9 protein-coding genes and 1 pseudogene are annotated in these 15,357 nt (G+C 40.0%); all 10 read left to right on the top strand.

The genetic code is table 11. The features are described from left to right. Positions 1-244: 244 nt before the first annotated feature. On the top strand, positions 245-880 hold the full coding sequence (locus O3620_RS05270) for a DJ-1/PfpI family protein (RefSeq protein ID WP_032913075.1): 636 nt from the start codon (positions 245-247) through the stop codon (positions 878-880). Position 881: 1 nt separating this feature from the next. Beyond that, positions 882-1,406 carry a DUF1697 domain-containing protein gene (locus tag O3620_RS05275; protein ID WP_061406833.1) on the top strand — a complete coding sequence of 175 codons (525 nt, stop codon included), beginning with the start codon at positions 882-884 and terminating at the stop codon, positions 1,404-1,406. Positions 1,407-1,486: 80 nt separating this feature from the next. After that, on the top strand, positions 1,487-2,059 hold the full coding sequence (locus O3620_RS05280; protein WP_371601500.1) for an HD domain-containing protein: 573 nt from the start codon (positions 1,487-1,489) through the stop codon (positions 2,057-2,059). 827 nt (positions 2,060-2,886) lie between these two features. Continuing rightward, a complete protein-coding gene (locus O3620_RS05285; RefSeq protein WP_002918583.1) occupies positions 2,887-3,753 on the top strand; it encodes a PrsW family glutamic-type intramembrane protease in 867 nt (288 codons plus the stop codon). Beyond that, positions 3,725-3,814, top strand: a pseudogene (locus tag O3620_RS05290) (SAM-dependent methyltransferase); the annotation flags it as partial. The gene O3620_RS05285 and the pseudogene O3620_RS05290, both read left to right, overlap by 29 nt. A gap of 250 nt (positions 3,815-4,064) precedes the next feature. After that, positions 4,065-5,849 (top strand): serine hydrolase, encoded by a 1,785-nt coding sequence (locus O3620_RS05295; protein WP_002918584.1) that lies wholly within the window; start codon positions 4,065-4,067, stop codon positions 5,847-5,849. 510 nt (positions 5,850-6,359) lie between these two features. Further along, positions 6,360-11,897 (top strand): SpaA isopeptide-forming pilin-related protein, encoded by a 5,538-nt coding sequence (locus O3620_RS05300; protein WP_371601501.1) that lies wholly within the window; start codon positions 6,360-6,362, stop codon positions 11,895-11,897. Positions 11,898-12,168: 271 nt separating this feature from the next. Next, positions 12,169-12,300 carry a hypothetical protein gene (locus O3620_RS05305; RefSeq protein WP_260425620.1) on the top strand — a complete coding sequence of 44 codons (132 nt, stop codon included), beginning with the start codon at positions 12,169-12,171 and terminating at the stop codon, positions 12,298-12,300. 178 nt (positions 12,301-12,478) lie between these two features. After that, on the top strand, positions 12,479-13,240 hold the full coding sequence (locus O3620_RS05310; RefSeq protein ID WP_002894797.1) for an ABC transporter ATP-binding protein: 762 nt from the start codon (positions 12,479-12,481) through the stop codon (positions 13,238-13,240). Beyond that, on the top strand, positions 13,240-15,228 hold the full coding sequence (locus O3620_RS05315) for an ABC transporter permease (RefSeq protein WP_268683205.1): 1,989 nt from the start codon (positions 13,240-13,242) through the stop codon (positions 15,226-15,228). The genes O3620_RS05310 and O3620_RS05315 overlap by 1 nt, the downstream gene beginning before the upstream one ends. The last annotated feature ends 129 nt before the right edge of the window (positions 15,229-15,357 follow it).

Consider the following 15,357-nt stretch of genomic DNA (forward strand, 5'->3'; position numbering starts at 1 on the left):
TTGTCATTATCCTTCACTCTGCTTTTAAACGGGAGCACAGTGGTATTGAGGACAAGCAGTTGAAATGTTGCAGAAGTTGATAACATAAATACAAACCTACGGTGAGCCTCCGTAGGTTGTTTAATGTCTAAAAATCGCTATTTTACTGATGAAGTAAAAAATATTGGTATTACAGCGAAACATAAAATATGATACAATAAAAACAATTAATAGTTCGATCATTTATCAAAGAGGAGTAAGAATGATGAAAAATATTTATATGTATATTCAAGATACTATGGCTGATTTCGAACACGGCTATTTAATGCAGGCGCTAAGCTTACAGTCAATGTTAGGAGAAGCTAAAGTAAAATTAGTAACAGTTTCTAAAGGGAAAAAGTCTATAAAAACTGCTGGAGGCATGACAATTGTTCCAGATGTTAATCTATATGATTTAGATACTGCAAATGCAGCTGCGCTAGTGCTTATTGGAGGTGATACTTGGTTGGATAATGAGCAAGATGATGTTTTAGAAGTAGCCTCTAAACTATTGCAAGAAAATATTTTAGTTGGAGCTATTTGTGGCGCTACTTTGGGATTAGCTGAAAAAGGAATTTTAGATAATCGATATCATACAAGTAATGCTTCATTCTTTTTAACCCAGATGAGCCAACATTATCGAGGGCAGGATTATTATAAAGATGAGATTGCAGTTCAAGATGGAAAGCTTATTACCGCTAGCTCAGCCGGATCTTTATCATGGACTAAGCTCATTGTCGAGGAGTTAGGCCTATATTCAAAATCTACAGTAGAAGCATGGTTTAATTATTTTTCAACGGGGGATGCTCATTATTATTTTGAAATGATGAACTCTTTAGAAAAAGATGCACAAGGACATTAGTATGAAAAAGATTATTCTCCTTCGCGGAGTAACACCAACAGGTACCAATAGAATTCCCAAAATGTCTTATTTAGTAGAAATCCTAACAGAAGTTGGTTTTTTAAATGTTCAAACATATATTCAGAGTGGGAATATACTGTTAGAATCAGAGTTATCTGACGAAGAAATCAGAAAGTTAGTTCATGATACGATTTTGGATAAAATTGGAGCTGATTTATCAATAATTATCAAAGAAATTAATCAATTAGAGATTGCTATTCAAGAAAACCCATTTGATAATACTTATGATAGTTCTCGTATTCATCTAGTTTTTACTAACGAAGAGATTCCCGAAAGTACTCTAACAGAACTTAGTAGAGAGAATTTTGGAGATGAAGAGTTCTATGGTGGTCACGAGTGCTGTTACCTATATTTACCACGTGATGCTCGAAAAAAACGTTTAAACACTAATTATCTTGAAAAGAAATTTGGAATTCGGATGACTATGCGAAAATTGAGTGTAGTTAACCGACTTTCAAAGTTTTAATCAGACAGAATCAGATAAAATTATATTATAAAAGTGGAAAAGCAAAAATTGATGACTATGAGATGATAAGGAGAAGAACGATGATAGAAGAACGAATCCATGCTACAAAGCAGTATGTTAAAGCTTTATTTGCTGATCGAGCGGATGGCCATGATGTAGAGCATACCCTTCGCGTCTATACCAATGCTATGAGAATCGCACAAGCAGAAGGTCCATGTGATATGGAGATAGTGGGCTTATCAGCTCTTCTTCACGATGCTGATGATGATAAATTATTTCAAACAGAGAATAATGCGAATGCTCGCACGTTTCTAGAAGAGATTTGTATTCCTCAAAACCAAATCGACCAGATTTGCCAGGTTATCAATGCTGTTTCTTTCAGCAAAAATCGCGGTAAACATCCAGAAACCATAGAAGGAAAGATTGTCCAGGATGCAGACCGCCTGGATGCGATAGGAGCTGTAGGAATTGCGCGAACTTTTTCCTATGGTGGCCACAAAGGGAGGCCCCTTACTGATACCATCCAACATTTCCATGACAAGTTGTTCCTCTTAAAAGATGAAATGAACACGGAGACTGCCAAACAAATGGCAGAAAGTCGCCATCAATTTGTAATCACCTTCCTAAATGAACTAGAAAAGGAATTGTACTGAATAAAATATTGAAATTAACTTTTATAAAAGACTCATTTGATAGGAAGATATGCTAAATCGACTATTAAAAACCATTCTACTGTACCTAAGTATTTGGATGAGCTAGTCTCTGAAAATAATTTAGATGAAGAAGAGCAAGAAATATTGCATACCCTTTTTAAAGAGGTTTATGATTATTTTAATGCAGATTGATGGTTTATAAGATAAAGTCTCAATAGGTAAAGATTAGTATATTTTTGTTGAATGATTTTACATTTAGATTTTGTTATTAGTTTACTTTATCTTAAAAAATGTAGATATGAAATTGACAGTGTAGATAATATTAAAGCGAGAGAGTAATATGTTATTTTGGATTTGTTTTATATTAACAATTATATTGGCTAATTATATTGGCAACAATACCCTAAAAAATAAAAAATGGAATTATTGCCTTATCCTTTTTCTAATAGTTGATATTTATTATATAGCACTATACTTGTATGATAATGTTCCGACTTTTATTCAAGGTATCGGTACGTACTTACAAAATATGACTTCAAGTTTGGATGTTGTAGTATTAGTAGCATTAATAACAGGTTCAATTACACTATTAAATTCATTTTATTCGAGATATTCAGAACAAAAGAATAAAAAAAGGGAATGTGTTAGAATTAATGGAATTTGCCAAACGGTCACTTATCCTTCAGTCCCCTTATGATTGCTTTTGAAGTTTCTTTCAGTTTAGTTGTTCTTTACGAAGCTTTTCAATTTGCCAAAAAATTTGATCGAAAACAAGACTTAAACATTGGTAGCAACCATTTCCTTGATTTCAGAATGGGGGTAAAGGAATGAAGAAAAGACTTATTCTTTTTATTTACTTTTTTCTAGTGATACTTGGACTAGGAGTCGTTACAGAACCTTATATCTCCTATAGTTTGTCAGGTACTGATTATGGGATAGTGGGAGTAGCTAGTTTATTAGAAATTTTCTATATTGTTCCAGTCTTTCTTTTGCTCTTTCTTTTGGCTAAAAAATGGCAGACCCCCTTGGCAGCTATTTTATTAGCACTGATAGGCGGACTTTTCCTGTCGAAGTTTCTATCTAGTACGGCTGATAGGGGACTGACTTATTTATTAGAAAGTAACTTTCCTAAGACTTCCTGGGTGAATATCATTCAGGACTCTGTTGTTGCTCCGCCTATTGAGGAGCCTGCCAAACTTCTAGCAGTAGTCTTCGCCTATTACTTTGTTCCAGTAAAAAATCTAAAATCAATATTGCTGCTGGGCTATGCTGCGGGTACAGGATTTGAAATTCAAGAACAATTTGTTTGGATTGCTAATAATGTAGACCGTGGTTTGGCTGATTCTCTATCACAAGTCATAAGCCGTTTAGTTCCGGCTTTTATGTCTCACGGGCTATATACATCTTTGCTTACTTTCGGTCTTGCACTGATATTACATTATCATAAGAAGAATCAATCTGTATTTGCTTATGGCCTATTTTGTGTTATGCTGCCTTTTGTTTTACATTTTTTGTGGAATCTGCCAGCGAATCAGACTTATTGGGGTCGGATAATTCTAGCTTTTGAGCTTGCTTTTAGTCTTTTAGTCCTCTATAAAGCCTATGGTTTAGCAAAAGATATAGATAGGCAATCAGGTGAATTACGATTGAAAAATTCTCATCTTTTTAGAGTCCGTTATACCGGCAGGGGTTAAGGAGAAGGAGTTAAAACTCCTTTGGGATGGGAAATTTTATGCCCTGACGTTTAGGAAATAAATGATTAGAACCGGACTTTGTTTCCGGTTTTTTTGATTCTGAATAAAAGAAACATTCGTTACAGTTTAATTGTTAGAAAAATATTCCTTCATGCTAAATGACAAAAATGTAAGTTTAAAAGCTGAAATGAAATGTTAGGTTATGGAAAGCCTATCTTCTTTTTTGCATAATAGGGGGTGCCCTTTTGATTTTCTCCAAATAGAGAAATGATTTTAGGGCTAATATCATACTTTTTAGAAAGGAATATTGTATGAAAAAAATAACTGCGATTTTTTTGCTACTGTTGACAAGCTGGGGCATATTTCAACCGGCTACTATCTTGGCTGAGGAGCAGAATCTGCCATCTGGCACAGAGCGCAATCAAATTAGCCAGAAAATAGAGGACTTTGTCAAAGCACATGAAGATACCACAGCTGGTATGTCAACAGCTGTTTTTGATAAGGACGGAAACATTTATCAGGGAAATTTTGGTTATATGGATAAGGAGAAGGGAATAAAGGTTGATAATGATAGCGTCTTTGAGTGGGGTTCAACCGGTAAACTAACAATCTGGGTATCGATTATGCAACTTTGGGAAGAGGGCAAGATTGATTTGGAAGCAGACATCCAAACCTATCTGCCAGAGGGATTCCTCAAGACACTGCGCTACGACAAGCCCATCACTATGCTCCACCTCATGAATCATCAGGCAGGTTTTAGCGAGTCAACTCATGGAGTTAGGGAAGATAAAGGCTTATCCATTGAGGAGATTCTATCAAAAAATCAGCCTGAGCAATCCTATGAGCCAGGTACCATGACGGCATATTCTAATTTTAGTGCAGGTTTAGCTGCTTATATTGTTGAGCGAGTATCTGGCCAGGATTTTTCGGCCTATGTCCATGAGCATATTTTCCAACCATTGGGTATGATGGATACTGCTCTATCATCCGACTTTAAAGAAAATTCTAAGGTTTATCAGAAACGGCTAGAAGAAGTTTCGTACAATGCGGATGGACAGACATCGTTGGGAACAGCCTATTCTTATCTAGGTCTCTATCCGACGGGACAGGCAGTCTCTACTATGGCGGATTTCCAGAAGTTTGCCATGGCTCTTTTGAAAAAAGAAAAGCTCCTTCAGCGGCCTGAGACTTGGGAGACCCTTTACACAGCGACTTCAGTCTATCCAGGAACAGATACACCACTCAATATGCATGGTTTTTGGACTCAAGAGTATAGCACGACGGTCGTGGGTCATAGTGGTAATTCGATAGGTTATTCTTCCCAACTTCTTCTGGATTTAAAAAACGGGATAGGCATGGTTATTATGACTAATCAAGATCATGAGCAAGTGTATAACTATGATATGCCAACACTAGTTTTTGGTGCTAAGAAAGAGACGGATGCAGCGACTTTTGATACATTTCAGGCTGGGTATTACAGACCGGCACGGTATTTTGCTTCAGGTCCCCTCTCCATTACCAAAGTTCTATCCTATACCCAATTTACGGAGAAATCTGCGGAGAACCCGCTTTTGGCACAGAAATATGCGGTTATCAGTCATCAAGGGGAAACAGAAAAAGTGACAACAGCCTACGCAGACACTTTCAAGGTGGAGGATACAGATGTACTGCAAGAGCAGGCAATACTGATTTTGGCGGTAATTGCAGTTGTTTATAGTCTGCTTCAACTCTTATTTTGTAGTGTTCTAGATTTCTTCCGTTTAATATTCAGGAAAGGCCAGTCTAAAACTCCAAAACGACTCCGGCTTTGGACCTATCTGACCTCCTTGGCTGCTTTGGCTGTTGGTGTGAATTTCGCTCTTTTCTTCATCGCAATAGCTGTCAATGATGTGAGTTTTTTGGCTAGCTGGCGTTTTATGGTCTTTGCTGGTCTAGGTTTAGTCTTGGCAGGCTTTGCCGTTTATCCACTCCTGACAAAGGCTAGAAAAGGATTGAGCAAAGGCCGTCTCTTCCTGATAGCTTTGACCAGTCTATCTGCTATGGCTATCGTGGTCAACATTCTCTACTGGTCGCTTTATCAATGGTGGTGGATATAAGAATTTATATTCTTGAAAATCCTTTCCTGAATAAGGATAGAATATTTCCATGAGTATGTCCAAGGAGTTTGAACTTTCGTTTCAGGCTCCTTGATTTCTAACTATCTATTGAAGAGCTTACTAAACTTCTAGTAGATTCCGCCTATTATATTATTCCATCAAGGATCTAAAATTAATATTACTGATGGGTTATGCTGCGGGTACAGGATTTGAAATTCAAGAACGATTTGTTTGGATTGCCGATAATGAGAACCGTGGTCTGGATGATTCTCTATCACTAGTCATCAGCCAATTAGTTCCATCTTTTCTAAATGACAAAAAGCTAAACAAATGTTAAAAAAATCTCCTTTTGTGTATAGCCATTTTTCTTATAGTATGATAAAATGTAGATGTAATGTATCTATAAATGTTCGTTTTCTAGAAAGCGGGCACTGACAAGATGGGGAAGCTCAGTTAGTATACAATTACATTGTACATTTAAAACTGAATATTGTGAGAAAGGAAAATTGCATGAACAAAAGGATTAGAGCATTGCTCCACCTTGTTATTCTTTGTTTAGGAGTCATTTTGCCATCAGTTGCTCCTCTTACTCAGGTGCAAGCAGCTGAGTTTGGTGATGTTATCACGGAGATGAGCCTGAAGAATTCTTCAGGTGGTGATTTGACGCAGGGAATTGATATTTGGGAAACTTTTCGAGTTTACGCAAAGTTTGTCTTGCCGGATAACCAAGTACATCAAGGAGATACGACAAAAATCACCTTGCCTTCTGAGTATGCTTTTGGGAACTCTTCAGCTATTGAGCTTAAGGACGGCTCGGATAATGTAGTGGCAAATGGATTTTTGGATTCAACCAACAAGACCATTACTTTGACCTATACAAATTATGTTGAGCAAAAGTCTGGTGTCCAAGGAGAATTCTTCTTCTATGCACGAGTTGACCATGATGTTGTGAGACAAGAAGGTGACTTGAATGGTGGATTTACCGTAGGAGGTCGGATGTTGTATCCGGGAATCGTTCATTATAATGGACCACCCAAAAGATATGACTCAAAAATTGAGAAGAGCTCTTATCAGGCAGCAGAAGACGGTAAGAACGAGGTTCATTACAATATTGCGATTAACCGCAATATGGAGCATTATACCGGAGTAACGATAACTGACAAAATTACCTCGCCTAATTTTAAAATCATGAGGGACTCAATTCGGGTCTATAAAATTGCTTGGCGCTGGAATAATGGAGATTGGGTGCGGGATTCAACAGAAGACGTGACAGCTAATTTCCAATCAAAAATCACGGAAAATGCTGCTGGTGATGGATTCACGATCGACCTTGGCGACATGGATGGTTTCGGGTATTTGCTGGACTATAAGACAAAAGCAGATTACGATCTTGTTGATGGTGAGCGTGTTTCCAATAGTGCTACCATGACCTATAATGGTGGTCAAACAACGACATCAGCTGAAAATCGCTCTTATCAGATTGCCGGCGGTGTTGGAGAAGGCTATGTTTTCACTATTAAGCTCCATAAGGTCAATGAAAATGGTGAGAACCTGCAAGGTGCAGAATTTGAAGTTGTTCGTGATCGGAGCGGTGCAGTTGTCGGGAAATTAACTACAGATTCTGACGGAAATGCCAACTTGGGTGACTTGTTGCGTGATGATTATACCATCCGTGAAGTGACTCCTCCTAGAGGATATGATAAATTAACTGAGGAAATTAAGATTGGTGCCCAGGATTTTGGAACAGACAAATCTGTATCGCGTGAAATCGTCAATAAGAAGACGGTAACCGAGCAGGATGTAACTTTCAAAAAAGTAGATCCAAACGGGAAAGAAATTCCTGGTGCGCAACTGAAAATCTATAAAGGTGATCATGTTGAACAAGAAGAAGCTCCTGTTGCAGACTGGACTTCTGAGGCTGACACTTCTAAAGTCATAAAATTGTCTCCAGGAACCTATACACTGACTGAAGCTAACGCTCCTACTGGTTATCAATATGTAGAAGATATCACATTTACAGTAGGTGCTAATGGTACTGTTACTCTTGTGAAAAAAGGAGCAGAAGATACCGTTCAAGCAGCGGGTTCAATTCTGACGATTACTGACAAAGAGGACAATAGTCCTAAAGCCATTACCTTCAGTAAGGTCAACTTGGGCGGTACTGAAATTGCTGGTGCTCAAATTAAGATTTTCAAAGGCAACAAAGCGCAGGGTCAAGCTCTTGAAAGCTGGACATCCGAAGCCAATCAGTCTAAAGAAATCGATTTGGAGCCTGGTACATACACCTTCCATGAGGAAGCCGCGCCAACTGGTTACCTCAAAGTAACTGACATCACTTTCCAAGTCAAACATGACGGTACGGTGGAAGTGACCAATGTCGGAGAAAAAGACTCCACAGGTGAAAGCAACAAGGTTGTGACTGACGGAGCAACTTTGAAGGTAACAGACAAGGATGACGACTCAGAACGTGATGTGACTATCAAAAAAGTAGATCCAAACGGGCAGGAGATTCCTGGTGCGGAACTGAAACTTTACAAAGGCAGTCGGATTCGTCCTGAAGCTAAACCTGTTGCAGAGTGGACATCCGAAGCCAACGCATCTAAAGTAGTAAAATTAGCTCCGGGGACATATTCTCTGAAAGAAAGTCATGCTCCAGCTGGGTTTGTAGCTGTAGAAGATATTAAATTCACAGTTCATTCCGATGGTACCATTACAGTTGATGCTAAAGGTGCAACAGATTCTGTTGAAGCAAATGGCTTGGTTCTTACTGTAACCGATAAAGAGGACAATAGTCTGAAAGCCATTACTTTCAGTAAGGTCAACCTTGGTGGTACTGAGATTGCCGGTGCAGAGATTAAGATTTACAAGGGTGATAAGGCAGAAGGCCAAGCAGTAGAAAGCTGGACATCCGAAGCTAACAAGTCTAAGGACATCAGCTTAGCACCTGGTACTTATACCTTCCACGAGGAAGCGGCTCCAACCGGTTACCTCAAAGTAACTGACATCACTTTCCAAGTCAAGCATGACGGCACAGTGGAAGTGACCAATGTTGGTGAGAAAGACTCTAAGGGTGAAGACAACAAGGTCGTAACCAACGGCTCAACTGTTACAGTAACGGATAAAGACGATGATCTTCCACGTAAGGTAACTTTCAGTAAGGTCAACCTCGGCGGTACTGAAATCGCAGGAGCTCAAATCAAGATCTACAAGGGCGACAAGGCAGAAGGCAATCCAGTAGAAAGCTGGACATCTGAAGCTGGTAAGTCTAAAGAATTGAACTTGACTCCTGGTACTTATACTTTCCATGAGGAAGCAGCTCCAACAGGCTACCTCAAAGTGACAGACATTACTTTCCAAGTAAAAACTGACGGAACAGTAGAAGTGACAAACGTTGGCGAGAAAGACGCTAAGGGCCAAGCTAACACCGTAGCGACAAATGGTTCAACTGTTACGGTGACTGACAAGGACGATGATCTCCCACGTAAGGTAACCTTCAGTAAGGTCAACTTAGGCGGTACTGAGATTGCTGGTGCTCAGATCAAGATCTTCAAAGGCGATAAGGCAGAAGGCCAAGTAGTAGAAAGCTGGACTTCAGAAGCTGGTAAGTCTAAAGATATCAACTTAGCACCTGGCACTTACACCTTCCATGAGGAAGCAGCACCGACAGGCTACCTCAAAGTGACCGACATCGCTTTCCAAGTCAAAACAGACGGAACAGTAGAAGTGAGCAATGTTGGTGAGAAGGACGCTAAGGGCGAATCTAACACCGTTGCGACCAATGGAGCAACACTGACTGTAACCGATAAGGACGATGATCTTCCACGTAAGGTAACCTTCGGTAAGGTCAACCTCGGCGGTACTGAGATTGCAGGAGCTCAAATCAAGATCTTCAAGGGCGAGAAAGCTGAAGGAAATGCAGTCGAAAGCTGGACATCCGAAGCTAATCAGTCTAAAGAAATCAATTTGGAACCTGGTACTTACACCTTCCATGAGGAAGCAGCACCGACTGGTTACCTTAAAGTAACTGACATCACTTTCCAAGTCAAGCATGACGGCACAGTGGAAGTGACCAATGTTGGCGAGAAAGACGCTAAGGGTGAAGCTAACACCGTTGCGACCAATGGTTCAACTCTGACCGTAACGGATAAAGACGATGACCTCCCGCGTAAGGTGACTTTCAGTAAGGTCAACCTTGGTGGGACAGAAATCGCAGGTGCTGAGATCAAGATTTACAAGGGCGATAAAGCTGAAGGCACAGCCGTAGAAAGCTGGACTTCGGAAGCTAATCAGTCTAAGGACATCAACTTAGCACCTGGCACTTACACCTTCCATGAAGAAGCGGCTCCAACCGGTTATCTCAAAGTGACCGATATCACTTTCCAAGTCAAACATGACGGTACAGTGGAAGTGACCAATGTTGGTGAGAAAGACGCTAAGGGTGAAGACAACAAGGTCGTAACTAACGGCTCAACTGTTACAGTGACGGATAAAGACGATGATAGTCCAAAAGCCATTACTTTCAGTAAGGTCAACCTAGGCGGTACAGAAATCGCCGGTGCTGAGATCAAGATTTACAAGGGCGAGAAAGCAGAAGGTCAAGCCGTAGAAAGCTGGACCTCCGAAGCTGGTAAGTCTAAGGAAATCAACTTGGCACCTGGTACTTACACTTTCCATGAAGAAGCAGCACCAACCGGTTACCTTAAAGTGACTGACATCACATTCCAAGTCAAAACAGACGGTACCGTGGAAGTGACCAATGTCGGAGAGAAAGACTCTAAAGGCGAAGACAACAAGGTCGTAACCAACGGCTCAACTGTTACAGTAACCGATAAGGATGATGATCTCCCACGTAAGATTACCTTCAGCAAGGTCAACCTCGGCGGTACAGAAATCGCTGGTGCTGAAATCAAGATTTACAAGGGCGATAAAGCTGAAGGTACAGCAGTAGAAAGCTGGACTTCCGAAGCTGGTAAGTCTAAAGATATCAACTTAGCACCTGGTACTTACACTTTCCATGAGGAAGCAGCACCGACCGGCTACCTCAAAGTAACCGACATCACTTTCCAAGTTAACTATGATGGAACAGTTAAAGTAACCAATGTTGGCGAAAAAGACTCTAAAGGTGAAGACAACAAGGTCGTAACCGATGGTTCTAAAGTTACTGTAACGGATAAAGACGATGACAGTCCCAAGACTATTACTTTCAGTAAAGTTAATCTCAGCGGTACAGAAATCGCTGGTGCGGAAATAAAGATCTTCAAGGGCGATAAAGCAGAAGGTCAAGCTGTCGAAAGCTGGACATCCGAAGCTAACAAGTCTAAGGATATCAACTTGACTCCAGGTACTTATACTTTCCATGAGGAAGCAGCCCCAACCGGTTACCTCAAAGTAACCGACATCACTTTCCAAGTCAAACAAGACGGCACAGTGGAAGTGACAAACGTTGGTGAGAAAGACTTCAAGGGTGAAGAGAACAAGGTCGTAACAAACGGCTCAACTGTTACAGTAACGGATAAAGACGATGATCTTCCACGTAAGGTGACCTTCAGTAAGGTCAACCTTGGCGGTACAGAAATCGCTGGTGCAGAGATTCAAATTTTCCAAGGCAAAGAGGCAACTGGCAATCCTGTAGCAAAATGGACTTCAGAAGCAAATACATCGCACGAGCTTGAATTAGCTCCTGGAGTATATACCTTCCATGAAGCTGCAGCCCCAACCGGTTATCTAGCTGTTACCGACATTGTGTTCCAAGTGAATCTCGATGGCACAGTAACAGTTGTAAATGCCGATGGAAATACAGTAGAATACAAGGATGGGACGTTAGTCGTAACTGACCAAACGAAACCGACTGGCCCAGAAAAGGATCCGTCTAAAAAAACAGATGAACCAGATCCGAAAAAATCAAATCAAGATAAACCTGGAGATAAGGGGAAGACGAAGAAAATTCTGCCTTTCACAGGTACAGAAATCAGCTTTACGCTACTTGCTTTCGGTTTGATTCTGATAGTTGGTTGTGGGGTTTATTTCGGGATCCGTTTCAAAAAATAAAACAGAAAACAAGTGTCAATGAACATTGACGCTTGTTTTTTTATGTGCTTGATGAAAGAAGCCGATAGGTATCGGTGAATTTAGGCCTATTGACGCAGTTTAAGGGAAATCGAAAACTATTTTTCTAAGTGACAAAAATGTAAGTTTAAAGGCTAAAATGAAAGGTTATCTTATGGCAGCTAGTCTGGGAATTCGGTATCCTATAAGTGTAAAGAAAAAGAAGATAAACGTCTTCCAAACTAATAATCAGATTTCAAGAAGGAGGCTCGCTATGAAAATCAATCTTTTTAACCATCGCCAAAGTAAACCCAAAGCTCAAAAGATTTCCAAGCAAGAAATCGAGAAGACTCGCCTAGGCTGTGCTTCCAGTCAATATTATTTCTGGCTGCAGTACAGTCACTGAGAGATTCTAGTATTCAAGGATAAGAGAAAGGTCAGTTGACTTTTCTCTTTATCCGACTTGGAGCACAAGATGACAAAAATGTAAGATTGGCAGGCAAAATGAAAGATTAGGTTATGGAAACTTGTCTGTCTTTCCGGTATGATAGTAGTATCAAGTTAAATAAAGAAGAGGTTCGAGTATGACATTATTAGACGTACAACACGTGAAAAAGATTTATAAAACCCGCTTTCAGGGCAGCCAAGTAGAGGCACTGAAAGACATTCACTTTACGGTAGAAAAAGGCGAGTATGTCGCCATCATGGGGGAGTCAGGCTCTGGGAAATCCACCCTGCTCAACATCCTAGCCATGCTGGACAAGCCGACTGAGGGCCGCGTCTTTCTCAACGGAACTGACACAGCAACCATCAAAAACAGCCAGGCTTCCAGTTTCCGCCGAGAAAAATTAGGATTTGTCTTTCAGGATTTCAACCTGCTGGACACCCTATCAGTCAAGGATAATATTCTTCTGCCGCTAGTCCTCTCTCGTCGTCCCATTACCGAGATGATGCAAAAGCTGGTTACGACCTGCAACGAGCTGGGGATTAACAAGCTGCAAGAGAAGTTTCCTTATGAGATTTCCGGTGGCCAGAAGCAGCGGGTTGCAGTAGCTCGGGCCATTATCACAGATCCTGAGATTCTGCTGGCGGACGAGCCGACGGGAGCTTTGGATTCCAAATCTTCGGCAGCTCTGCTTGATGTCTTTGACGATATCAATGCCCGCGGTCAAACCATTCTCATGGTGACCCACTCAACGGCGGCGGCTAGCCGCGCCAAGCGGGTGCTCTTTATCAAGGATGGGATTCTCTACAACCAAATCTTCCGTGGTGACAAGACCGAGCGACAGATGTTCCAAGAGATTTCTGATACTCTGACAGTTATGGCAAGTGAGGTGAAGGACTAGTGTTTCGATTAGCAGCAAAATTGGCGGTATCCAATCTGATTAAGAACCGCCGTCTCTATTATCCGTTTGCACTGGCTACCTGTGTGGCTGTAGCCATTTCTTATATTTTCAACTCCTTGGCTTTTAATCCCAATCTATCCAAAATGACAGGGGCCAGCTCTGTTATCCTCGTTTTGGTCCTAGGGGTTGTTATTGTAAACATCACAGCTGGAATTATTGTCTTTTATGCCAATCAATTTGTTATGAAGAATCGCTCCAAGGAGCTGGGACTTTATGGTATGCTAGGTCTTAATAAGAGTCATCTCTTTGTTATGACCTTTATTGAGCTACTAATCTTCGGGCTAGTGGCTGTAAGCTTGGGGCTGACTATTGGTGTTCTCTTTGACCAGCTGATTTATGCCTTTTTGCTCAAGCTCATGGGTACCAAGGTGGTTTTGGTTTCGACATTTCAACCTTTTGTATTGGTATTGATTATCATTTTCTATGCTTTTGTATTTTTCTGCTTGCTGATTAAAAATGGCTTTTACTTAAGAAAGTTTGATGCTCTACAATTAGTCAAAGAAAAAAATAGCGGAGAGAAAAAGAGTCGCTTTTTACTCTTGCAAACTATTATTGGTATGTCTTCTCTCGCTTTTGGCTATTATCTTGCTTTAGGTGTATCTAATCCGATGGCAGCCATTATCATTTTCTTCGTGGCCGTACTTTTTGTTATTCTAGGGACTTATCTGCTTTTTAATGCAGGAACAACTGTTTTCTTGCAATTTTTGAAAAAGAAGAAGACGTTTTATTATCAGCCTGATAACATGATTTCGGTATCTAATCTAATTTTTCGAATGAAGAAAAATGCAATCGGTTTAGCGACGATTTCTATTTTGTCGACAATGGTTCTGGTTACCTTATCTGGTGGAGCTAACATTTATGCTGGTGGTGATTATATGCAGAATGCCATGTTCCCGCATGATTTCAGTATCCAAGGAAAAGAAATAACAGGTGAGGTGCTGGATCAAGCTTTGACAGAGTTTGTTCAAGAGCAGCAGCTGCAGATTAGTAAAAAAGTTATTTACCAGTATTATACGATAGGAGTTAGAAGCCGAACTGGTAATCAGCTAGATATTTATTCTAAGGGACAGAAATCATTCACTCCAAATCTTTATATTTTGGCCATTTCTGAGAGTGATTATCAAGGAATGACGGGTCAAAATCTTCAGCTTAAAGATGATGAAGTAGCCATATTTGAGCAAGGACTGGAACTAGATAGCAAAAAAGATTTACAGCTAGCTGATAAAAATTTAAAAATCAAGAGAAAATTAAAAGAAGATTTCGTTTTCGGTAATATACCCGATCCGATGAATATGATAGTGCCTGAAAAAATCTATATGGTAGCTAAAAATCCGAGTCAAATCTTTTCTTCATTTATGAACGATTACGCTGTCAATGTTAACTATTATGGAGGATTAAATCTCAAGCTTCCAAAAGAAGAACAGAGAAAACTAAAAGAAGCATACCAAGAAAAGTTAAGCAGTTTTAATACCACCTTACCTGAAAATCAAGGTATTTATGGTTCGGTGACAGCCTTCGATAAGCAAGAAATAAAAGGAATGCTAGGTGGTATGTTCTTTATTGGAATTTTCCTATCAATCGTTTTTATGCTTGGAACTGTTCTTATCATCTACTACAAGCAGATTTCTGAAGGCTATGAAGATCGAGAAGGCTTTGTTATTTTACAAAAGGTTGGATTGGACGAAAAACAAATTAAGAAAACGATTCGTAGGCAAATTCTGATAGTCTTTTTCCTACCACTAATCTTTGCTTTTCTTCATTTGGCATTTGCCTATCACATGCTGAGCTTGATTTTATCTGCTTTAGGGGTGCTGAATGCCACACTCATGTTAGTGATGACTCTGGGTGTTTGTGCTCTGTTTATTGCAGTATATGTCGGTGTCTTTCTCATTACTTCTCGCAGCTATCGCAAAATTGTGGCTATGTGATAGCAGAAACAGGCTCTATATATCTTTCATCTATTTTAAAGACCTAGGCTGAGATTTTTCTCAGCCTTTCTTTTCGGTATTTTTCTGAGAAAGATTCCTAAAAGGGAGGAAATATGATAAAATAGGGCG

The sequence above is a fragment of the Streptococcus sp. 27098_8_134 genome (assembly GCF_041431675.1).
Taxonomy (GTDB): domain Bacteria; phylum Bacillota; class Bacilli; order Lactobacillales; family Streptococcaceae; genus Streptococcus; species Streptococcus sanguinis_R.